Below are 20,415 nucleotides of genomic sequence, written 5' to 3' on the forward strand. Positions count from 1 at the left end.
AGATGCAAACGCACAGGATCACGCCCGCAATCGGCGCAGAGATCACCGGGGTGGACCTCGGCCAACCGCTGAGCGAGGCCATCACCGAGGGGCTCTATCAGGCGCTGCTCGACCATCAGGTGATCTTTCTGCGGGGCACGGAGATCACGCCCGAGGCGCATATGGCACTGGCCGAGAGCTTTGGCGAGATCGACGCGCCGCACCCGCTCTATCCGCATGTGGAGGGGTTCGACCGGATCGTGAAGCTGGAGAATGACAGCACCGCGCCGCCGGACACGAATAGCTGGCACACCGATTTGACTTTCAAGGCCGAGCAACCCTTTGCCTCGATCCTGGTGGCGCGGGTGGTGCCCGAGGTGGGCGGCGATACCATGTGGTCGTCGAATTATGCTGCTTACGACCGCCTGTCCGAGGGCATGAAATCCGATCTCGACGGGCTTGAGGCGGTGCATGACATGGGCGATTTCCGCAATTCCTTTGGACAGAGTCCAGCGCAGCTTGACGAAGGCATGGCGCGGTTCGGACATAATGTCCGGCCGCTGATCGGCACCCATCCGGTGACGGGGCGCAGGTTTCTCAACTTCAATGAGGCTTTTGTCACCCATATCCTGAACCTGCCCACGAACGAGGCCAATGCGCTCAAGACCTGGCTGGCGAACCACATGAATAAGCCCGAGGACCAGGTGCGCTGGCGCTGGCGGGCGGGGGACCTGGCGATGTGGGACAACCGATGCACCATGCATTATGCGGTGGCCGATTACCTGCCGGCCTATCGCTGCATGAACCGCATCACCGTGGTAAAGGACCGCCGCGAGGGCGGCGCAATGAAAGAGGCATCATGACCGACAAGACCTATCCCGCAACAGAGGCGCAGCGCCAGACCGATGACTGGAATCCCATGTGGGACATGTTGGCCGAGATGGACCCCGACTACCTCGAGGCGTTCCTCGCCTTTCGGGCGGTGCCGCAGAAACAGGGGCCCTTGCCGCAGAAGACCAAGGAGCTGATCTTTATCGCGATCAACGCGGCCACGACCCATCTCTGGGCGCCGGGGGTGCGGCGGCATATGCAGAACGCACTGCGCGAAGGTGCGACCAAGGCAGAAATTCTCGAGGTTCTGCAACTCACGTCGATCATGGGTATTCACTCCATGGCACTGGCCGCACCCATTCTGAACGAGGAATGCGAGAAGGCAGGGCTATGAACCGCCGAGATTTTACATCGGTTCCACAAGGGGTTACTTTGAGCCGATAACCGGCAAAACGCCGGGGATTGGGGGAGATAGCATGGCCAGCGGAAAGCTCAGCCAGGACCCGCACAAGGTCAAGGACGTGCGGGAAAAGAACCTCGAGACGGCGATTGGCCGCGAGGTCCGCGATTTCAGGCGGCAGCGCGGCATGACCGTTGCCGACCTGGCCGAGGTGACGGGATTGTCGGTGGGGATGCTGTCGAAGATCGAAAACGGCGTGACCTCGGCGTCGCTCACCACGTTGCAGGCGCTCTCGGCGGCGTTGAGCGTGCCGGTCACGGCCTTTTTCCGGCGGTTCGAGGAACGGCGCGAGGCGGTGCATGTCAAGGCGGGCGATGCGGTCGAGACCGATCGGGCCGGAACCCGCGCGGGGCATCAATACAACTTGCTGGGCCATCTGGGCGCCAATAACAGCGGTGTTGTGGTCGAGCCGTACATGATCACGCTCACCGAAGAATCCGATATCTTTCCGACCTTCCAGCATGAGGGGATCGAACTCCTCTATGTTCTTGAGGGCGAGGTCGGGTACCGTCACGGCGATCAGAGCTTTCATCTGCGTCCCGGGGACAGCCTCTTTTTCGACGCCGATGCCCCGCACGGGCCGGACCAACTCATCAAACTGCCAGTGCGCTACTTGTCAGTTATTTCCTACCCGCAATCCAGTCACTAGAATTTTCCTGACAGGAAACAAAAATTCTTATGGTTGAAATTACATTAACAACCCGATAGCGTATCCCGAGATGATTCATGGAGATGCCTATGTGTGGAATTGTGGGGTTGTTTCTGAAGGACAAGGCGCTGGAGCCGCGCCTGGGTGAAATGCTGACCGATATGCTGATTACGATGTCGGATCGCGGGCCGGACAGTGCCGGGATCGCGGTCTATGGCGATGAGGCAGAGGGCCGCGCAAAGCTGACCGTGCAGGCGGCCGACCCGGATCAGACATTTGCCAATCTGGCCGATGACCTGAAATCCGCCATCGGGACCGATGTGGCGGTGCGGGTGATCGAAACCCATGCGGTGCTCGACCTGCCGGAAGACAAGGTGGGCGCGGCGCGCGCGGCACTCAAGGATCTGCGCCCGGAAGCGCGGGTGATGAGCGCAGGCGAGGTGATCGAAATCTATAAGGAAGTTGGCCTGCCGGGCGATGTGGCCAAGCGGTTCGAGATCCCGAAGCTGACTGGCACGCACGGGATCGGCCATACCCGCATGGCCACGGAATCGGCGGTGACCACCCTGGGCGCACACCCGTTTTCGACCGGCTCCGATCAATGCCTTGTGCATAATGGCTCGCTTTCCAACCACAACTCCCTGCGCCGCAAATTGGCGCGTGAGGGCGTGCATGTGGAGACGCAGAACGATACCGAAGTGGCGGCGGCCTACCTCACCTGGAAGATGCAGAATGGCAGCACCTTGGGCGAGGCGCTGGAGAGCGGCATCGACGATCTCGACGGGTTCTACACCTTCGTGGTCGGCACCAAGGACGGCTTCGGCGTGGTCCGCGATCCGATCGCCTGCAAACCCGCGGTGATGGCGGAAACCGACCAATACGTGGCCTTCGGCAGTGAATACCGCGCTTTGGTGAGCTTGCCGGGCATCGAAGACGCCAAAGTCTGGGAGCCCGAACCCGCAACCGTCTATTTCTGGAACCATTAAGATGCAGACATTCGATCTGGAAGCCAACGGGCTGCGCGCCCTGAATGCCGCCCTGCAGGCCCAAAGCCAGCAGACCAATGAGACCGCCTGGGAAGTCGTGAACGCCAAGGGCAGCCACGCTATTGCCGTGGGGCTTGATGCGCCGATTGACGTGACCGTGCGCGGCTCCACCGGCTATTATTGCGCGGGCATGAACGCGCAGGCCACGATCCGTGTCGATGGCAGTGCGGGCCCGGGCGTGGCCGAGAACATGATGAGCGGCACCGTGATCGTCGAAGGCGACGCCAGCCAGTATGCCGGGGCGACCGGTCATGGCGGCCTTCTGGTCATCAAGGGCAACGCCTCGAGCCGCTGTGGTATTTCGATGAAGGGCATCGACATCGTGGTGCAGGGCAATGTCGGTCACATGTCCGCCTTCATGGCGCAGTCGGGCAACATGGTTGTGTGCGGTGATGCGGGCGATGCGCTTGGCGATTCAATCTACGAGGCACGGCTTTTCGTGCGCGGATCGGTCAAATCCCTCGGCGCGGATTGCGTCGAGAAGGAGATGCGCCCCGAGCATATCGAGATCCTTGCGGACCTGATCGAACGCTCGGGCGTCGATGCCAAGCCCGAGGAGTTCAAACGCTATGGCTCGGCCCGGCAGCTCTACAACTTCAACATCGACAACGCCTACTGAGGAGAAACGCACATGGCCAAGGACGACACTCACGCGCCCCGCACATTGCCGATCCAGTCGGCGACATTCACCCCCGAGGTCAATGCCGAAATCCGGCGGGCGGCGGCCACGGGCATCTATGACATTCGTGGCGGCGGGGCCAAGCGCCGCGTGCCGCATTTCGACGATCTGCTGTTTCTCGGTGCCTCGGTCAGCCGCTATCCGCTCGAGGGTTACCGCGAACGCTGTGACACAAATGTGGTGCTGGGATCGCGTTATGCCTCCAAACCCATCGAGATCGACATTCCGATCACCATCGCGGGCATGAGCTTCGGCGCGTTGAGCGCGCAGGCCAAGGAAAGCCTTGGTCGCGGGGCCTCGGCGGCAGGAACCTCGACCACTACTGGCGATGGCGGCATGACGCCCGAGGAACGCGGGCAGTCGAGCAAGCTCGTCTATCAATACTTGCCGTCGCGCTATGGTATGAACCCGGTTGACCTGCGTAAGGCCGACGCGATCGAGGTCGTGGTCGGGCAGGGCGCCAAGCCGGGCGGGGGCGGTATGCTTCTGGGTCAGAAGATTTCCGACCGTGTGGCCGAGATGCGCAACCTGCCCAAGGGCATAGACCAACGCTCCGCCTGCCGGCACCCGGATTGGACGGGCCCGGATGACCTTGAGATCAAGATCCTCGAGCTGCGTGAAATCACCAACTGGGAAAAGCCGATCTATGTGAAGGTCGGCGGCGCGCGGCCCTATTTCGACACCACGCTGGCCGTTAAGGCGGGCGCCGATGTCGTGGTTCTGGACGGGATGCAGGGTGGCACCGCGGCGACGCAGGATGTGTTTATCGAACATGTGGGCCAACCGATCCTGGCCTGCATCCGCGAATCCGTGCGGGCGCTGCAGGATCTGGGCATGCACCGCCAGGTGCAGTTGATCGTCTCGGGCGGGATCCGTACCGGCGCGGATGTGGCCAAGGCGCTGGCGCTCGGCGCGGATGCAACGGCCATTGGTACCGCAGCCCTGATTGCCATCGGTGACAATGACCCGAAATGGGAGGCCGAGTATAACGAGCTTGGCACCACCGCGGGCGCTTACGATGACTGGCACGAGGGCCAAGACCCTGCGGGGATTTCCACGCAGGATCCGGAACTGTCCAAACGCCTCGATCCGGTTGAGGCCGGGCGCAGGCTCAACAATTATCTCAAGGTGATGACGCTGGAGGCGCAAACGCTGGCGCGGGCCTGCGGCAAGAGCCATGTGCTTAATCTCGAGCCCGAGGACCTCTGCGCCTTGACGCTTGAAGCGGCGGCCATGGCCAAGGTACCACTATCGGGAACCGATTGGTGGCCGGGCAAACCCGGCACGACATTCTGAACAAACAGGGGGGCGGGCCAAACCGCCCCCAAGACAGCGACAACAGGGAAAGGAACTGCCATGACAACAGATCTGGCCGCATTCGCCGCAAAGAACGGCGTCAAGTATTTCATGATCTCATTCACCGACCTCTTTGGCGGGCAGCGGGCCAAGCTGGTCCCGGCGCAGGCGATTGCCGATATGCAGGAAGAGGGCGCGGGCTTTGCCGGGTTTGCCACCTGGCTTGATATGACGCCGGCGCATCCGGACATGCTGGCCGTGCCTGACCCGTCTTCGGTCATTCAACTTCCGTGGAAGCCCGAGGTGGCCTGGGTCGCTGCGAACCCGGTGATGGAGGGAGAAGATGTGGCGCAGGCGCCGCGTAACGTGCTGCGCCGGTTGATCGCTGAGGCCGCGGACGAGGGGATGCACGTCAAGACCGGGATCGAGGCGGAGTATTTCCTGCTCACGCCCGATGGATCGGCCTTGAGCGACGAATTCGATACCGCCGAGAAGCCCTGTTACGATCAGCAGGCCGTGATGCGCCGCTATGATGTCGTGCGCGAGATTTGTGACTACATGCTCGATCTGGGCTGGGGCCCGTATCAGAACGACCACGAGGACGCCAACGGCCAGTTCGAGATGAACTGGGAATTCGATGATGTGCTGCGCACGGCGGACAAACACTCGTTCTTCAAGTTCATGACCAAATCGGTGGCCGAAAAGCACGGCTTCCGCGCGACCTTCATGCCCAAGCCCGTTGAGGGGCTGACCGGGAACGGGTGCCACGCGCATATCTCGGTCTGGGACGCGCCCGGCGACAAGGCCACGAAAAACGTCTTTGCCACCGATGCCACAAGCGGCAGCCAGACGGCGGAGCTGGGTCTCAGCGATCAGGGTGCGCATTTCCTCGGTGGGATCATGAAACACGCCTCCGCGCTGGCGGCGATCACCAACCCGACGGTCAACAGTTACAAGCGCATCAACGCGCCGCGCACGACCTCCGGCGCGACATGGGCACCCAACACGGTGACCTGGACCGGCAATAACCGCACGCATATGGTCCGCGTGCCGGGGCCGGGGCGGTTCGAGCTGCGCCTGCCGGACGGGGCCGCGAACCCCTATCTGTTGCAGGCGGTCATCATCGCGGCGGGCCTCAGCGGTATCCGGCACAAGGCCGATCCGGGCAAACGCTATGACATCGACATGTATGCCGAGGGCCACAAGGTGCGCGGCGCACCCAAGCTGCCGCTCAACATGCTCGACGCCCTGCGCCTTTACGACAAGGATAAGGAGCTGAAGTCAATGATGGGCGACGAATTCTCGGCGGCTTACCTGAAGATGAAGCATCAGGAGTGGACATCCTTCGTCACCCATTTCAGTCAGTGGGAGAAAGACAACACACTGGATATCTGACCAGAAAAGGGACGGCCCGGCATGAGTGGTTTTCGGTCGGCCGGGCGGTCATATTTTGGCAGGGGACGATTTGCGGGACTTAGCCTCCGTACAAATCTATTTTCCCGCGTGGAATCAAGGCGCGTAGCGCCGCCGCGCGATCGCCAGACCGCCCACAAGGGCTGGCGATTTGATTGGGTCTTGCACTGCACAGAGATTTTTTCAGACTTTGCAAAGATAAAGCGCATCTAACCGCGGTTGGTCGCCATCCCGCGGTCTGGCGATCGCGCGGCTATGGACTAAGGATGGCAATGTCCGCGATGGGCCCATCGCGACCGGTCGAGCCTAATCAGAAAAGCCGTCGGCTCAAAACTTCAGAACGATAGTCGCGCCGATTGTGCACCGCGTTCGCGGTAGGGCGTGGTGTTGTAATGCGACCGGTAGCATTTGGAGAAATGCGACGGCGATGCAAAGCCGCAGGCGAGGGCCACGTTAATGACCGTCATGTCCGTCTGCATCAGCAGGTTGCGGGCCTTCTGCAGGCGTAGCTCCATGTAGTACCGCTTCGGGCTGCGGTTCAGGTAGCGGCGGAAGAGGCGTTCGAGCTGCCTTGTGGACATCCCTACATCCTTGGCCAGGATCGAGGGGCTGATCGGCTCTTCGATATTGGCCTCCATCATCTGGATCACCTGGCTGAGCTTGGGATGACGGACGCCGATGCGGGTAGGCACGCTGAGCCGTTGGGTGTCCTGATCGGTGCGGATCGAGGAATAGATCAACTGATCTGCTACGGAATTGGCCAGCTTCTCGCCGTGATCGTCGGCAATGATCTTGAGCATCAGGTCGATGGACGACGTCCCGCCCGCGGTGGTCATGCGGTTGCCATCGACCACGAAGACCGATTTCGTCAGATCGACCTCCTCGAACTCCTCAAGGAAACTGTCATGGTTTTCCCAATGGATCGTGGCCCGTTTGCCATCGAGAAGCCCCGCCTTGGCGACCGTATAGGCCGCCGTGCAAAGCCCACCCACCGTTAATCCCCGGCGCGCTTCCCGGCGCAGCCAGTTCAATACTTTCTTGGTGGTCGCCGCCTGGACATGGATACCGCCGCAGATCATCACGACGTCATCGCGCCTGAGTTCTTCAAGGTCCATATCGACGTTGAAAGTTGCCCCCGCCGAGCAGGTGACCGCGTTGCCGCCTTCGCCGGCCAACACCCAGTCATAGAGTGTCTCATCCGCCATCCGGTTGGCAATCCGAAGGCTTTCGACCGCCGCCGCAAAGCAAAGCAGGGTGAAATCGTCCAGCAATACAAAGACGAAACGTCGAGGTTTGACGGCGTTGCTGTCTGGCTTGCCGGTGGTACCCGAGTTCATTGCAGTCGAATCCCCTAGTGCGTTGGGCTATTTTGGCCACATTTATGAAACTGTCGCAATTGGCAAGGGTCGTCATGCAAAATTGCGTATTTTTGAGAAATACATATATGGCGTCCCGAAGGTCGTTTTAGTATAGACGGGTCTCGAAGTCTGAAAGCGGAGAAAGACGATGGCTGAGTGGCAAAAATCTGACTGGCGCGCGAAACCGCGGGTGCAGATGCCCGAGTATACCGATGGCGCGGCGTTGAACCGGGTTGAATCGAAACTCTCGCAATATCCTCCGCTTGTTTTTGCAGGCGAGGCGAGGCGTCTGAAGGCCGCACTTGGCGCCGCATCCCGGGGTGAAGCGTTCCTGCTGCAAGGCGGCGATTGTGCCGAGAGCTTCGAGCAGTTCAGCGCCGATGCGATCCGTGACACGTTCAAGGTCATGCTGCAGATGGCGATGGTGCTGACCTATGGCGCCAAAGTGCCGGTGGTGAAGGTGGGCCGGATGGCCGGACAATTCGCCAAGCCGCGCAGCGCGCCGACCGAGACCGTGAACGGCGTGGAACTGCCAAGCTACCGTGGTGATATCATCAACGAATTGGCCTTCACACCAGAGGCGCGCATCCCGGATCCGGAAAAGATGCTGCAGGCCTATACCCAGGCGGCAGCGACGCTGAACCTATTGCGCGCGTTTTCGACGGGCGGCTATGCGGATGTGCACAAGGTGCATTCCTGGACGCTTGGCTTCACCGAGGGTGAAAAGGCTGCGCGCTACCGCGACATGGCCAACAACATCAGCAACGCGCTTGATTTCATGCAGGCGGCGGGCGTCGATAGCGACCGGGCGCATACGTTGCAGACGGTCGATTTCTACACCAGCCACGAAAGCCTGCTGTTGGAATACGAGGAGGCGCTGACGCGGCTCGATTCCACGTCCGGAAAATGGCTGGCCGGGTCCGGTCACATGATCTGGATCGGCGACCGGACGCGGCAGCCTGACGGCGCGCATGTGGAGTTCTGCCGCGGCGTTCAGAACCCCATTGGCCTGAAATGCGGCCCGTCGATGACCGCCGATGACCTCAAGGTGCTGATGTCCAGGCTCAACCCCGAGAACGAAGCTGGCCGTCTGACCCTTATCGCCCGCTTCGGGGCCGGTAACGTGGCCGAGCACCTGCCGCGCCTGATCAAGACCGTGCGCGAAGAGGGCGCCAACGTGGTCTGGGTCTGCGATGCGATGCACGGTAACACAATCAAGTCGTCCTCGGGCTACAAGACCCGGCCGTTCGACAGCGTGTTGCGGGAAGTGCGGGAGTTCTTCGGCGTGCACAAGGCCGAGGGCACGATCCCCGGCGGTGTGCATTTCGAGATGACCGGACAGGATGTGACCGAATGCACCGGCGGCGTCCGCGCGGTCAGCGAAGAGGATTTGTCGGCGCGGTATCACACTGCTTGCGATCCGCGGCTGAACGCGAGCCAATCGCTGGAGCTTGCCTTTCTGGTGGCCGAAGAACTGTCAGCCCTGCGCGATGCGCGGGCGGAGGCGCAGGCCGTCTGAAACGAGAACGTCCGAGACGAAAAAAGCGGCGCCGGTTAGGGCGCCGCTTCTACTCTTACTATCACTTCTGGAAAATTAACTTTTGTCGTCGTCCTGATCGGTCACAAGCCGCAGGTAGGGCCGTTCGCTTGGATGTTTCTGCGGTTTCGCGTCAAACGGCACCTTGGTTTCCGCAAAGCCCTTTTCGCGCACCTTTTCGACCTTTGTCACCAACTCGGCGCTTTCGGGCTCAGATACCGCTTCGACGCTATGGCTGATGATGTTGAACCGGCGCGGTGTGCGGCCGATCAGCCCATCGGTCAGGAAGCATCCCAGGGCACGCGACGTATCGCCCAGATCACTGCGAAGCGGTAGCAGAAGCAGTGTGCCCTTCAGTGCATTGCGACCGATCGCGGCGGGCGATTCAATGTTGATCTTGACGATGGCCGGGCGGTCAAACACCTCGATCATCAGCTCCGCCAGGGCCTCGCGCTGCTCTGGCGCGATAAAGGCGCTGAGCGGCATGCCGCGGACTTCCATCCCCATCAGATCGCTCAGATGCGTGCCGGCGATCCGCAACCGCGCCAGGCCCGGTGCAATCTTTTCGGCGATGAAGGCGTTTTCCAGAAGGGACTCGATCCCACGCGGATCAATGTCCGTGCGCCGCGGCACCGCATGCCCTTTGCGCATGCTGGACCAGTACGTCACGAAGGATGCAAGGTTCTTTTCTTTACCTCGGGTGCCGCTGTGCATAAGCGCCGCTTTTCCGTAGTTGATATCTTCTTGCATGTGTCACCTAATCATTACGCCATAAGCTTTGTTCTGTCACCGTGTAGGTCATCTTGACCAACTCGGAACAATTATGACTCATTTTTAGGGTTATTGCTCACAATAATTATGTACTTGGTTAACCGTGGGAGCGCATCGCCGTCAGACGATAGCTTGCCAGTCTCTGGTTGAATGGCTAGGACGGAGCGGCATTCAAGTGGAGAACTGCGTGTTATACTCGATGACGTCTTTCGCATCCGGCAAGGGATCGTTCGAAGCCTATAGCTGGACCTGGGAATTGCGCAGCGTCAACGGGAAGGGGCTTGACCTGCGCCTCAGGGTGCCAGACTGGATCGAAGGGTTGGAGGCGGCCATTCGCGCAAGGCTGAGCAAGGCGGTTTCCCGGGGAAATCTGGCGCTGTCGCTCAGAGTGCAATCCGAGGAGCAGACCGGCGGCCTTTCGGTCAATCAGGCGCAGCTCGAAGATGTGCTGACGGCCATGGGGGATGTCGAGGCACGCGCAATGGACATGGGGCTGTCGCTGGCGCCTGCCAATGCGGCGGACGTGCTCGCGGTGCGCGGTGTGCTGGAGGCCGGGACGGGGGACCAGGATACCGGGCCGCTCTGCAAGGCGCTGCTCAAGGATTTCGAACCGGTTCTCGAAAGTTTCCTCAAGATGCGCGGCGTCGAAGGCAGCGCGCTGGAGACCGTTCTGACCGATCAATTGGCGACGATCGAAACCCTGACCGCCAAGGCGGCAGAGGCGGCAGAAGCCCGCAAGGACGAGGTCGCCGCGAACCTGCGGACGCAATTGGCGCGGGTTCTGGACAACAGCGATGGCGCGGATGAGGCCCGCGTGGCGCAGGAACTTGCCATGCTGGCGGTCAAGGCGGACGTAACCGAAGAGATCGACCGCCTTGGCGCCCATGTCACTGCCGCGCGCGATCTGCTCAAGGCCGGGTCACCCATTGGCCGCAAGCTCGATTTTCTCAGCCAGGAGTTCAACCGCGAGGCCAACACGATCTGCTCCAAGGCCGGATCGGTGGCGCTCACGACGCTCGGTCTGGAACTCAAGACCGTGATCGACCAGATGCGCGAACAGGTACAGAATGTGGAATAGGGGCAGATCATGACCAACCGCCGCGGACTTCTCATCATCCTGTCATCGCCCTCCGGGGCCGGTAAATCGACGCTGTCCCGGCGGCTCAGGGATTGGGATCCGACCATCGCCTTTTCGGTTTCCGCCACGACCCGCACCCCGCGGGAGGGAGAAGTGGATGGCGAGGATTATCATTTCCTGACCGAGCAGGCGTTTCAGCGTGACGTGGCAAATGGTGAGATGCTCGAACACGCCCATGTCTTCGGCAATTTCTACGGCTCGCCGCGTGGCCCGGTGCAGGCGGCCATCGACGGGGGACGGGACGTTCTCTTTGATATCGACTGGCAAGGCGCGCAGCAGGTGCAGAATTCGGTCCTCGGGCAACACACCCTGTCGATCTTCATCCTGCCGCCGTCGATCAAGGAGTTGCACCGCCGGCTGGAAACGCGGGGTCAGGACAGCGCCGAGGTTATCGCCAAGCGGATGCGCAAGAGCTGGGACGAGATCAGCCATTGGGCGGAATATGATTACGTCCTCATCAATGACGACCTGGAAGAGACCGACAAGAAGCTCAAGAGCATCGTCGCCGCCGCCCGCCTGAAACGGTTGCAGCAACCCGGACTGAACGCCCATGTCAAGATGCTCCACACCGAGTTCGAGGAAATGCAATGACACTCTATGCGCTTGATGGCCGCCGCCCCGAGACCCCCGAAGATGGTGACTACTGGGTCGCCCCCGGCGCCCATGTGATCGGGAACGTCGTGCTGGAAAGCGCCACCTCAATCTGGTTCGGCAGCACCCTGCGCGGCGACAACGAGGTTATCCATATCGGCGCGGGGACGAACGTGCAGGAGAACACCGTGATGCACACGGATATGGGGTATCCGCTGGTCATTGGCCAGGGCTGCACCATCGGTCACAAGGCGATGCTGCATGGCTGCGCGCTTGGCGACAATACGTTGATCGGTATGGGCGCGACGGTGCTGAACGGCGCGAAGATCGGGAACAATTGCCTGATTGGCGCAGGGGCGCTGATTACCGAGGGCAAGGAGATCCCCGATGGATCGCTGGTCATGGGCGTGCCGGGCAAGGTTGTTCGGGAATTGGACGCGGCGGCGATCGAAGGCCTGAAGAAAAGCGCGGCGCACTATCAGGCGCGGATGCGTCAATTCCGAAACGGCCTCAGCCCGCTCTAGGTCAGGTTTCGCAGGTCTGTTTTCGGACGCAGCACCCTTTTGCGACCACGTATCAGGCGGTCAGTTAACGACCATCTGCGGTCTCGATACAGCGACGCGCTAGAGGCGAAGGATGTCTTGTCGATCAACCTTCCCAGGGCGGTTTTGCGCCGATCTCTGCGATCAGAAAGTCTATGAACACCCGCACCTTGGGGGACAGCACGTTGGACTTGGGATAGATCAGCCACAGGACATTGTCTTCTGCGGCTTCAAAGCCGGGCAGAACGCGTATCAGCTCACCTGACCTCAGGTGGTCATGCACACTCCACAAGGCGTTCAGTGAAATACCGGCCCCGGCAAGTGTTGCGCGGATCTGGCTTTGGCCGTCGTCCATGATCAGCTGACTTTTGGCGGCTGCGGGGTCGAACCGGGCCGTTTCGCCCATCGGTCCTGTCAGCGGGCGTGGCTGGCGATTTTGGAACGCGATCAAGTGATGGCCGCTGAGATCGCCAGGTGTGTTGGGACTGCCATGGCTGTCGAGATAGTCTGGGGCCGCGCAGAGGATGCGCCGGTCATCGGCCAGTTTGCGTCCCTTCAGGCTGGTATCGACAAGCGGCGCGTTCCTGAGCGCGAGATCATAGCTGCCTTCGATCAGGTCGAACTGCACGTCCGACAGGCGCAGATCCAGCGTGAGGTCAGGGTGCTGTTCCAGGAACGTCGGCAGGATCGGCGCGATGTAGAGCTGCGCAAAGGTGCTGGGTGCCGCAAAGCGCAACGTCCCCTGGATCGTGGTTGTCTGCTTGCCCAGGGCTGCGAGTGCCGCCTCTTCCTGGGCAATGATTTCGCGGGCGAAGGGCAGGAAATCAGCGCCTTCGAGCGACAGCGACACTTTACGCGTCGTCCGGTGCAGAAGGTCAGACCCCAGGCTTTGCTCCAACTTGGCGAGCTTGGCGCTCGAAACGGCGGGTGCCATGCCCAAAGCGCGCCCCGCAGCACTGATGTTCAGCATCTCTGCCGCCCTTACAAACAATCGAACCGCGTCCGTATCAAGGCCCATTATATCCGTATCCCGAATTATCAATCCAGATTTGCTCAGTTTATCTGGAATTTGATTGGCGTTAAATCCCTTTCGACAACGCAACGGAGCGCAAACAGGAGGCGCCAATGACACGGACCGCCACAGTCAACTACCATGTGCACAAACCCTATCCGCAGGCTTTCGAGCTTGATGCAGGCGGTGTTGCAGGCAACCTGGTCTCTCCTGAACTGGCGCCGACCTCTGTTGGACTGGAGGATATCCGTGCGATGCCGGCGTCTGTCACGTTTGCATCTGATGCCGTGGAATTCATGCGGCTTCCGTCGCAGGTCAGGGACTTTGCCGGCGACGCCTGGAAAGCGGCCTATGACGCGGAACTGACGGCGATGCTAGAGGACAGGCTGGATGCGCAAGAGGTTGTGGTCTTCGATCATACGGTCCGTGTGGATAATCCCGAGGCCACGCGCAAACCCGCCCGAAACGTACACAGCGACTATAGCAAAAACGGGGCGGAGCAGCGCCTTGTCGATTTGCTGGGTGCCAGGACGGCAGCGGCGTGGGCACGAGGTCACTATGCCTTTGTCAACGTCTGGCGTCCTGTGGAGCGCCCGATCAATTCAGCACCTCTTGGTTTCGTGCGCCCGTCATCGGTGGACCCTTCCGACTGGATCTTGCTGGACCTGATTTATCCTGATCGCAAAGGGCAGATCATGGGGCTGGCCGGGAACCCAAGACATGAATGGTTTTATCAATCCAAGATGACGCCGGACGAGGTGGCCATCTTTAACATCTACGATAACCGTGGGCGGCCATCCGCGGCACATAGTGCGCTCGACATGATCGAGGATCCAAACGTGACCACGGCGCGCAAAAGTATCGAGAGCCGCACCTTGGTACGGTATTGAAGGGAAACCCAGACATGTTGGACCAGATGCAGCCCACAGAGTTCGCGCAGATCAACCCGGCCTACAATAGCGTGTTTCGTCCGGGGCGATTGAGCGTTGGCCTTGTGCTGCCGCTCGAAGCGTATTCTGTCGGCGCAGAGCCGACGCTGGACGGGCACCTGCAGGCCGCGCAAATGGCGGAGGAGCTTGGGTTTGCGGCCCTCTGGCTGCGCGATGTGCCGTTCAATGTCCCGAGCTTCGGGGATGCCGGACAAATATTCGATCCGTTCGTCTATCTGGGGGCGCTGGCGATGGCGACGGATCGGATTGCGCTTGGGACAGCCAGCGTGATCTTGCCCCTGCGCCACCCCGCCCATGTGGCAAAGGCGGCGGCAACGGCGGACCAGTTATCGGGGGGTCGGCTGCTTTTGGGTGTGGCGTCTGGTGATCGGCCCGAGGAATACCCTGCAATGAACCAGAGCTTTGACGACCGGGGCGCGCGGTTCCGCGATAGCGTCGGCTACATCCGTGCGGCTGGCACGGCCTATCCCGCACATGACAGCGCGCAAGGCACATTGCCCGGCAACATCGACCTCTTGCCAAAACCGCATGGCACGCGCTTGCCAATGCTTGTGACGGGCAGCAGCCGACAAGCGCCCGATTGGGTGGCGCAGAACGGGGACGGGTGGATGACCTATCCGCGCAATGCCGCAGCCCAGGGACAGGTCATCGGCGATTACCGTGCGCGTGTGAGGGCGGCGGGAGAGCCGGATAAGCCGGTCATGCAATCGCTCTATGTCGATATCGTCGACGACCCCGCCGCACCGCCGCGCCCGATCCACCTTGGGTTTCGCTCGGGGACCGACTTCTTGCGCGGCTATCTGCGCGAGATCGAAACGCTCGGCGTCAATCACGTCGCATTGAACCTTCGGTTCAACCAGGCGCCCATCGACACAACTCTCAAACATCTGGCGGACATTGTGCTGCCTGACTTTTCTTGAAGGATGATACAGATGACCAAAAAGATCCTGATCACCGGTTCCACCGATGGCATTGGGTTGCTCACGGCCAAGAAACTGGCAGCCGACGGGCATCAGGTGCTGCTGCATGGTCGCAGCCTGCCAAAGTTGGAAAGCGCCGCCGCCGACATCGGCGGTAATGTCGAAACCTATGCCGCGGATCTGAGCGATCTGTCGGCCGTGCGACAACTGGCAGAGGACGTTCGGGCCAAACATGACCGGCTTGACGTGCTGATCAACAACGCGGGCGTGCTGAAAGCCCCGCAATCGGTGCTTGAGAACGGGCAGGACATCCGCTTCGTGGTCAACACGTTCGCACCATATCTGCTCACGGAATTGCTCCTGCCCATCATGCCCACCGACGGGCGGGTCGTGAACCTGTCATCGGCGGCGCAGGCCCCGGTTGATGTGAAAGCCATGTACGGCAACGTGCCGATGGCGGACATGGACGCCTACGCCCAAAGCAAGCTGGCCATCACGATCTGGACCCGGGAATGGGCCAAGCTATTGCCCGGCGGACCGGTGATGGTAGCCGTGAATCCCGGATCACTTCTGGCATCGAAAATGGTGAAAGAGGGCTTTGGGGTGGCGGGCAACGACCTGGGCATTGGTGCCGACATCCTGATTGATGCGGCCCTAGGCGCGCGGTTTGCTGACGCTTCAGGGGCCTATTTTGACAATGACAGCGGGGCCTTTGCGGATCCGCACGCCGCAGCACGCGACAAAAGTCACGCGACCGAGGTGATGAACGCCATCAAGGACCTGACCAACCAGGCAAGCTGAGCCGCGCGGCGCAACTGCCCCAACAATCCACCACTATGTTCCCCCTCCCTCTCGTGCGTGGCGCGCAGAGGCCCAAGAAAGGACTGTCCGATGAAATATGAAAACTTCCGAACCTTTGATGTTGCGGTTGCCAACGGCATCGCCACGGTGACGTTCAATTTCGGTTCCGTGAACGTGCAGGGCCAGAAGATGCTGGCCGACCTAAACAGTCTTGCCATGCGGCTGGAACGGGATCGCGAGACGAAGGTCGTGATCTTTCAATCCGCCAATCCCGAAATCTGGGTCTGCCACTACGACACCGATCTCCTCAAGGACATGTCCACCGAAGCGGTATCGCGTGACGAGGTAGAGCTTCTCGACCTGCAATCGGTCTGCGAACGGATCAGCAAAGTGCCACAAGCGACCATTGCCAAGCTCGAAGGCTTCGCACGGGGTGGCGGGCACGAGCTTGCCCTGGCGCTGGACATGCGTTTCGCGGCGCGCGGGAGGTACAAGTTCATGCAGATGGAAGTCGGCATGGACATCCTGCCTTGTGGCGGCGGTACGTCCCGCATGGCGCGCCAGACCGGCCTCGGCAAAGCCCTTGAGATCATCCTGAGCGCACAGGACTATGACGCGGATGATGCGGAACGCTTAGGGACGATCAACAAGGCCCTGGAGCCCGATGAAATTGGCCCCTATGTCGACGCCTTGGCCGAACGGATCGCACAATCCCCCGCAGCGTCGATCAATGCCTGCAAGCAGATGGTCTACGAATCCATCGACAAACCCATTGAACAGGCGCTAAGGGCCGAAGCCTATTGGCTTTATCAGGCGACCAGCAAGACCCCGGCGGTCAAACGCTTCGCTATCGCGGATGAACAAGGCCTGGAACACGACATCGAAAATCAGCGCAAATGGGGCGATCTGGTGATGCAGGTGCAGGAGATTAACTGAACCGACCCCACCGAAACGACGGCGCTTGAGAAGGAATACTGCAATGAAAGCAATGGTTTTGAATACCTATGGACCCGACGCTAAGTTTGAGCTGGCCGAGGTACCGGACCCGGTCGCGACACCGGGCCATGTCGTGGTCAAGGTCGCCGCGAGCAGCGTCAACACCGTTGACACGATGATCCGAACGATGGGCGCTGAACTGCCCTTGTCACCCGGAGTGCCCGCGATCCTCGGCATGGATTTTGCAGGCACTGTCGTGGCGGTGGGCGACGGCGTGATGGGTTTTGTGGAAGGGGACGAGGTCTATGGCTGCGCCGGTGGTTTGTTAGACCTGCAAGGCACCTTGGCAGAATTCATCAACGCCGATGCCCGCCTGCTGGCACATAAACCAGAAACCCTGAGCATGCGGGAAGCCGCGGCCCTTCCTCTTGTGGGCATCACCGCCTTCGAAGGGTTGATCCGGGCCGGTGTCGGCGAGGGTCAGAACGTGTTGGTGCAGGGCGGCGCGGGTGGCGTCGGCCATGTTGCGGTGCAAATCGCCAGGCATCTTGGCGCAACTGTGTCCGCGACGGGTCGTGGTGCCGATCAGATGGCCCTGATCGAAGCACTGGGTGCGCGTCCCTTGGACTTCACAAAGCAAAAGGTCGAGGATTACGTGGCCGAGCACACCGACGGCGCAGGCTTTGACGTGGTTTTTGACAGCGTCGGCGGGCCAAACATGGCAAATTCCTTCGCGGCGGCCAAGCTCAACGGCCATGTGGCGTCAACCGTTGCCATGGTCGAGATTGATCTGTCGCCCGCGCATTTCAAAGGCCTGTCCCTGCATGTCGTCTTCATGCTGATCCCGATGATGCATGATGTCGGGCGGCAAACCCATGGCGACATCCTGAAGACACTGGCAGGGTTGGTGGACGCAGGTGCGTTCAAGCCGGTCGTTGACGAACGGGCGTTCGGGTGGACGGATATCGGCGCGGCTCACGCGCACCTGACCGATGGAGAGGTGGTCGGCAAGGTTGTTGTCGAGCTGTGATTCATTGTGAGCGGCGCACAGGGGCGCGAGCTGCTTCGAGCCTCTAGCCGTGATCGTTCGGAGGGTGCGATTAACCAGTGACGTGTTTCTTCACCAGTTGCACAATCCCGCCAGCCACCAGGCCCCAGACCGCGGCGCCAAGGCCGAAAACCGTGATACCTGAGGCGGTGATCAGGAAGGTGATCGCCGCCGCCTCGCGGTAATCGGCATCGTTGAACGCGGCAAGCGCGCTGTTGGCGAAGACGCCCAGCAGGGCGATCCCGGCAAGCGTTCCAAGCACCAAGGGCGGGGCCGCCGCGGCGAAGGCCGTGATGATGGCGGCGAAGATCCCGAGGATGCAATAGAACACGCCCGCCATGGCCGCCGACCAGTAGCGTTGCGCCGGGTCGGGGTGGCTTTCCTCGTTCGAACACATCGCCGCGGTGATGGCCGCCAGGCAGGTGGCGGGCGCACCGATCAGCGACGAGATCATGCTGGCGCCACCCACGGCCGACAGAAGAGGGCCGGGTTCGGGCGTGTAGCCATAGCTTTTCATCACCGCGATGCCGGGGATGTTCTGCGTGGCCATGGTGACAATAAAGAGCGGCACCGCGATGCCCAGGATCGCCCCGAGCGAGAAGCTGGGCCACATGATTTCAAGCTGGGTAAAGGGGGACGCGGGCAGGGGCACGGCGTATTCGTTGGCCTGCAACACGACGAAGGCCGCCATCAGCACCGCTGCCGGCACGGCCACCAGCTTGTTGATGCGGCCGATGATGAACCAGGTCAGGATGATCGGCAGCGCGGTCCAGGGGGTTTCGGCAGCAGCCTGGAACGGCAGGATACAGATTGACAAGAGAACACCCGAGAGCATCGCCTGTGCCAGCGGCGCAGGGATCGACGCGGCAAGGCGCCCCAGGGGTCGGAAAAGCCCCGCGATCAGGGTCAGCAGCCCCGCGACGAGAAAGGCCCCCACGGCGCCTTCGAACCCCTCGGCGGGCATCGCGCTGACCGCGAGAAGGGCGACACCGGGCGTGGACCACGCGACGCTGACCGGCTGTTTCGTCCAAAGGCTCAGCAGCACACCCGCCAAGCCCATGGACATCGCCGCGGCCATGAGCCCCGATGCCGCCTGTGCGTTGTTGGCCCCCATGGCGTCGAGCCCCTGCAGGACAATGGGGAAAGAGCTGAAAAACCCGACAATCGCGACGACGAACCCGGTCGAAACGGTCTGCGCGGGCGGTAAGCCACTGGTCGTCTTCGTCATCTGCTTTGTCCTTGCCTGAGGTCTGCAGGTGAAGACGCTAAGCGGCGTCATGTCAATGTCGAAAATTACCCTGCCGGCACGCCCGGTTGACGTTGCGTCGCCCGCGGCCGGACGTGCAGAATTGTTTTCTTTCGGCCTGTGGACTGTCTTGGGTGGGTATGCAACACTCCGAGTCCACCAAAGCGCCGATACGGCTTATTGAGGAACGACCGAAGTGACACCCTTTGCGATTGCCGGCATTCAGATGCATGTTGCCGCTGCCCATTCAAATGTCGATGCCCTGCGCCACAAGATTGATGTCACCATGGCGCGGTTCCCCTGGACGCAGATGGTCTTGTGCAGTGAATTGTCGCCTTTCGGGCCGCTGACCAAATTCGCGCAGCCGATGGAAAACGATACCATCAAGCTCCTGCAGGAGGACGCGCGCCGCCACAAGATCTGGCTGATCCCCGGGTCGATGTTCATCGAGGCGCCGGATGGCCGGATTTTCAACACCTCGTTTGTCATCAATCCCGATGGCGATATCGTCTCGACCTACAACAAGATGTTTCCGTTCCGCCCCTATGAGGCGGGGATTTCCGCAGGTACTGACTTTTGCGTTTTCGATGTGCCCGAGGTTGGCCGTTTCGGCCTTTCGATCTGCTATGACATCTGGTTCCCGGAAACCACGCGGCACCTGACCGCCCAGGGGGTCGAAGTGCTGCTGCATCCGGTCCTGACGGGGACGACAGACCGTGATGCCGAGCTGGCGATTGCGCGGGCGACGGCGGCGCAGTTCCAATGCTATGTCTTTGACGTGAACGGCCTGGGCTCTGGCGGGGTCGGCCGATCCTGCGTGGTGGACCCGTCGGCCCAGGTGCTACACCAGGCGGCGGGACAGGAGGATATCTTCCCGATCGAGGTCGATATGGATCAGGTCCGTCGCCAGCGCGAGACCGGGATGAAGGGCCTTGGCCAGGTGCTCAAGAGTTTCCGCGACCGCGAGGTCGATTTCCCGATTTACGACCGGTCGAGCGGGGCGGATGCGTTCCTCAACACGCTTGGGCCGCTCGAAATGCCGCAGCAATGGAACAAAAGCGCGCCGCAATCGTTGAGTGACCCTCGGGTGGAAACCAATGTGTCGTCGTTGCCGACCGCAAACGGCGATATTGGTCACGCCCAGGAAATCCCGTCAGCCGATAAGCTGGCCAGCGGGTAGGGGCGCCGGAAGCGCGCGTCCCTGACAACAAT

21 protein-coding genes are annotated in these 20,415 nt (G+C 61.1%); 17 read left to right on the forward strand and 4 right to left on the reverse strand.

Annotation, left to right across the window (positions count from 1 at the left end; translation table 11 throughout):
- The first annotated feature begins 2 nt into the window (after positions 1-2).
- The 7 genes from RBB29_RS07940 (at position 3) to glnT (ending at position 6,335) form a co-directional block, all read left to right on the forward strand.
- Positions 3-842, forward strand: coding sequence for a TauD/TfdA family dioxygenase (locus tag RBB29_RS07940; RefSeq protein ID WP_306114036.1), 840 nt, complete (start codon positions 3-5; stop codon positions 840-842).
- On the forward strand, positions 839-1,204 hold the full coding sequence (locus RBB29_RS07945; RefSeq protein ID WP_306114037.1) for a carboxymuconolactone decarboxylase family protein: 366 nt from the start codon (positions 839-841) through the stop codon (positions 1,202-1,204). The genes RBB29_RS07940 and RBB29_RS07945 overlap by 4 nt, the downstream gene beginning before the upstream one ends.
- A gap of 82 nt (positions 1,205-1,286) precedes the next feature.
- Positions 1,287-1,919 carry an XRE family transcriptional regulator gene (locus RBB29_RS07950; RefSeq protein ID WP_306114038.1) on the forward strand — a complete coding sequence of 211 codons (633 nt, stop codon included), beginning with the start codon at positions 1,287-1,289 and terminating at the stop codon, positions 1,917-1,919.
- Between the two features lie 89 nt (positions 1,920-2,008).
- Positions 2,009-2,905, forward strand: coding sequence for a glutamine amidotransferase family protein (locus RBB29_RS07955; protein ID WP_306114039.1), 897 nt, complete (start codon positions 2,009-2,011; stop codon positions 2,903-2,905).
- A 1-nt stretch (position 2,906) separates the two neighbouring features.
- Entirely contained in the window at positions 2,907-3,584 is a 678-nt protein-coding gene (locus RBB29_RS07960) for a GXGXG domain-containing protein (RefSeq protein WP_306114040.1), read from the forward strand.
- Positions 3,585-3,596: 12 nt separating this feature from the next.
- The gene (locus tag RBB29_RS07965) at positions 3,597-4,940 is read left to right on the forward strand and encodes an FMN-binding glutamate synthase family protein (RefSeq protein WP_306114041.1); all 1,344 of its coding nucleotides are present in this window, start codon (positions 3,597-3,599) and stop codon (positions 4,938-4,940) included.
- A 60-nt stretch (positions 4,941-5,000) separates the two neighbouring features.
- On the forward strand, positions 5,001-6,335 hold the full coding sequence (gene glnT, locus RBB29_RS07970; RefSeq protein WP_306114042.1) for a type III glutamate--ammonia ligase: 1,335 nt from the start codon (positions 5,001-5,003) through the stop codon (positions 6,333-6,335).
- Positions 6,336-6,688: 353 nt separating this feature from the next.
- Here the strand turns inward: glnT and RBB29_RS07975 are convergent, their stop codons facing one another.
- Complete coding sequence (locus RBB29_RS07975; RefSeq protein WP_306114043.1) at positions 6,689-7,690, reverse strand: GlxA family transcriptional regulator; 1,002 nt, start codon at positions 7,688-7,690, stop codon at positions 6,689-6,691.
- 169 nt (positions 7,691-7,859) lie between these two features.
- Between RBB29_RS07975 and RBB29_RS07980 the strand changes: the two genes are divergently transcribed.
- Positions 7,860-9,230: a class II 3-deoxy-7-phosphoheptulonate synthase gene (locus RBB29_RS07980; RefSeq protein WP_306114044.1), complete on the forward strand. Its 1,371-nt coding sequence runs from the start codon at positions 7,860-7,862 to the stop codon at positions 9,228-9,230.
- A gap of 75 nt (positions 9,231-9,305) precedes the next feature.
- Here RBB29_RS07980 and RBB29_RS07985 read toward each other — a convergent pair whose 3' ends face one another.
- Positions 9,306-9,998, reverse strand: a complete 693-nt coding sequence (locus RBB29_RS07985) for a PAS domain-containing protein (RefSeq protein WP_306121121.1) — start codon at positions 9,996-9,998, stop codon at positions 9,306-9,308.
- 208 nt (positions 9,999-10,206) lie between these two features.
- Here RBB29_RS07985 and RBB29_RS07990 point away from each other — a divergent pair, with 208 nt between their 5' ends.
- The 3 genes from RBB29_RS07990 to RBB29_RS08000 are packed head-to-tail and all read left to right on the forward strand — an operon-like array spanning position 10,207 to position 12,272.
- Positions 10,207-11,097: a YicC/YloC family endoribonuclease gene (locus RBB29_RS07990; protein ID WP_306121122.1), complete on the forward strand. Its 891-nt coding sequence runs from the start codon at positions 10,207-10,209 to the stop codon at positions 11,095-11,097.
- Positions 11,098-11,106: 9 nt separating this feature from the next.
- The gene (gene gmk, locus RBB29_RS07995; protein ID WP_306114046.1) at positions 11,107-11,748 is read left to right on the forward strand and encodes a guanylate kinase; all 642 of its coding nucleotides are present in this window, start codon (positions 11,107-11,109) and stop codon (positions 11,746-11,748) included.
- Complete coding sequence (locus RBB29_RS08000; RefSeq protein WP_306114047.1) at positions 11,745-12,272, forward strand: gamma carbonic anhydrase family protein; 528 nt, start codon at positions 11,745-11,747, stop codon at positions 12,270-12,272. Before gmk ends, RBB29_RS08000 begins: the two co-directional genes overlap by 4 nt.
- 124 nt (positions 12,273-12,396) lie before the next feature.
- Here RBB29_RS08000 and RBB29_RS08005 read toward each other — a convergent pair whose 3' ends face one another.
- The gene (locus tag RBB29_RS08005; protein WP_306114048.1) at positions 12,397-13,308 is read right to left on the reverse strand and encodes a LysR family transcriptional regulator; all 912 of its coding nucleotides are present in this window, start codon (positions 13,306-13,308) and stop codon (positions 12,397-12,399) included.
- Between the two features lie 107 nt (positions 13,309-13,415).
- Here RBB29_RS08005 and RBB29_RS08010 point away from each other — a divergent pair, with 107 nt between their 5' ends.
- The 5 genes from RBB29_RS08010 to RBB29_RS08030 all read left to right on the forward strand — a co-directional run bounded on the left by RBB29_RS08010 (position 13,416) and on the right by RBB29_RS08030 (position 17,939).
- Entirely contained in the window at positions 13,416-14,192 is a 777-nt protein-coding gene (locus tag RBB29_RS08010) for a CmcJ/NvfI family oxidoreductase (RefSeq protein ID WP_306114049.1), read from the forward strand.
- A gap of 14 nt (positions 14,193-14,206) precedes the next feature.
- On the forward strand, positions 14,207-15,172 hold the full coding sequence (locus tag RBB29_RS08015) for an LLM class oxidoreductase (protein WP_306121123.1): 966 nt from the start codon (positions 14,207-14,209) through the stop codon (positions 15,170-15,172).
- 12 nt (positions 15,173-15,184) lie between these two features.
- Positions 15,185-15,973 (forward strand): SDR family NAD(P)-dependent oxidoreductase, encoded by a 789-nt coding sequence (locus tag RBB29_RS08020; RefSeq protein ID WP_306114051.1) that lies wholly within the window; start codon positions 15,185-15,187, stop codon positions 15,971-15,973.
- Between the two features lie 90 nt (positions 15,974-16,063).
- Positions 16,064-16,909 (forward strand): enoyl-CoA hydratase/isomerase family protein, encoded by an 846-nt coding sequence (locus RBB29_RS08025; protein ID WP_306114052.1) that lies wholly within the window; start codon positions 16,064-16,066, stop codon positions 16,907-16,909.
- Between the two features lie 43 nt (positions 16,910-16,952).
- Positions 16,953-17,939 (forward strand): zinc-binding dehydrogenase, encoded by a 987-nt coding sequence (locus tag RBB29_RS08030; RefSeq protein WP_306114053.1) that lies wholly within the window; start codon positions 16,953-16,955, stop codon positions 17,937-17,939.
- 70 nt (positions 17,940-18,009) lie between these two features.
- Here the strand turns inward: RBB29_RS08030 and RBB29_RS08035 are convergent, their stop codons facing one another.
- A complete protein-coding gene (locus RBB29_RS08035; RefSeq protein WP_306114054.1) occupies positions 18,010-19,185 on the reverse strand; it encodes a benzoate/H(+) symporter BenE family transporter in 1,176 nt (391 codons plus the stop codon).
- A 214-nt stretch (positions 19,186-19,399) separates the two neighbouring features.
- On the opposite strand from RBB29_RS08035, the gene RBB29_RS08040 reads away from it, so the two are divergent.
- Positions 19,400-20,383 carry a carbon-nitrogen hydrolase family protein gene (locus RBB29_RS08040; protein ID WP_306114055.1) on the forward strand — a complete coding sequence of 328 codons (984 nt, stop codon included), beginning with the start codon at positions 19,400-19,402 and terminating at the stop codon, positions 20,381-20,383.
- The last annotated feature ends 32 nt before the right edge of the window (positions 20,384-20,415 follow it).

Origin of the sequence: Roseovarius sp. MMSF_3359 (assembly GCF_030733385.1) — a bacterium.
GTDB lineage: Bacteria > Pseudomonadota > Alphaproteobacteria > Rhodobacterales > Rhodobacteraceae > Roseovarius.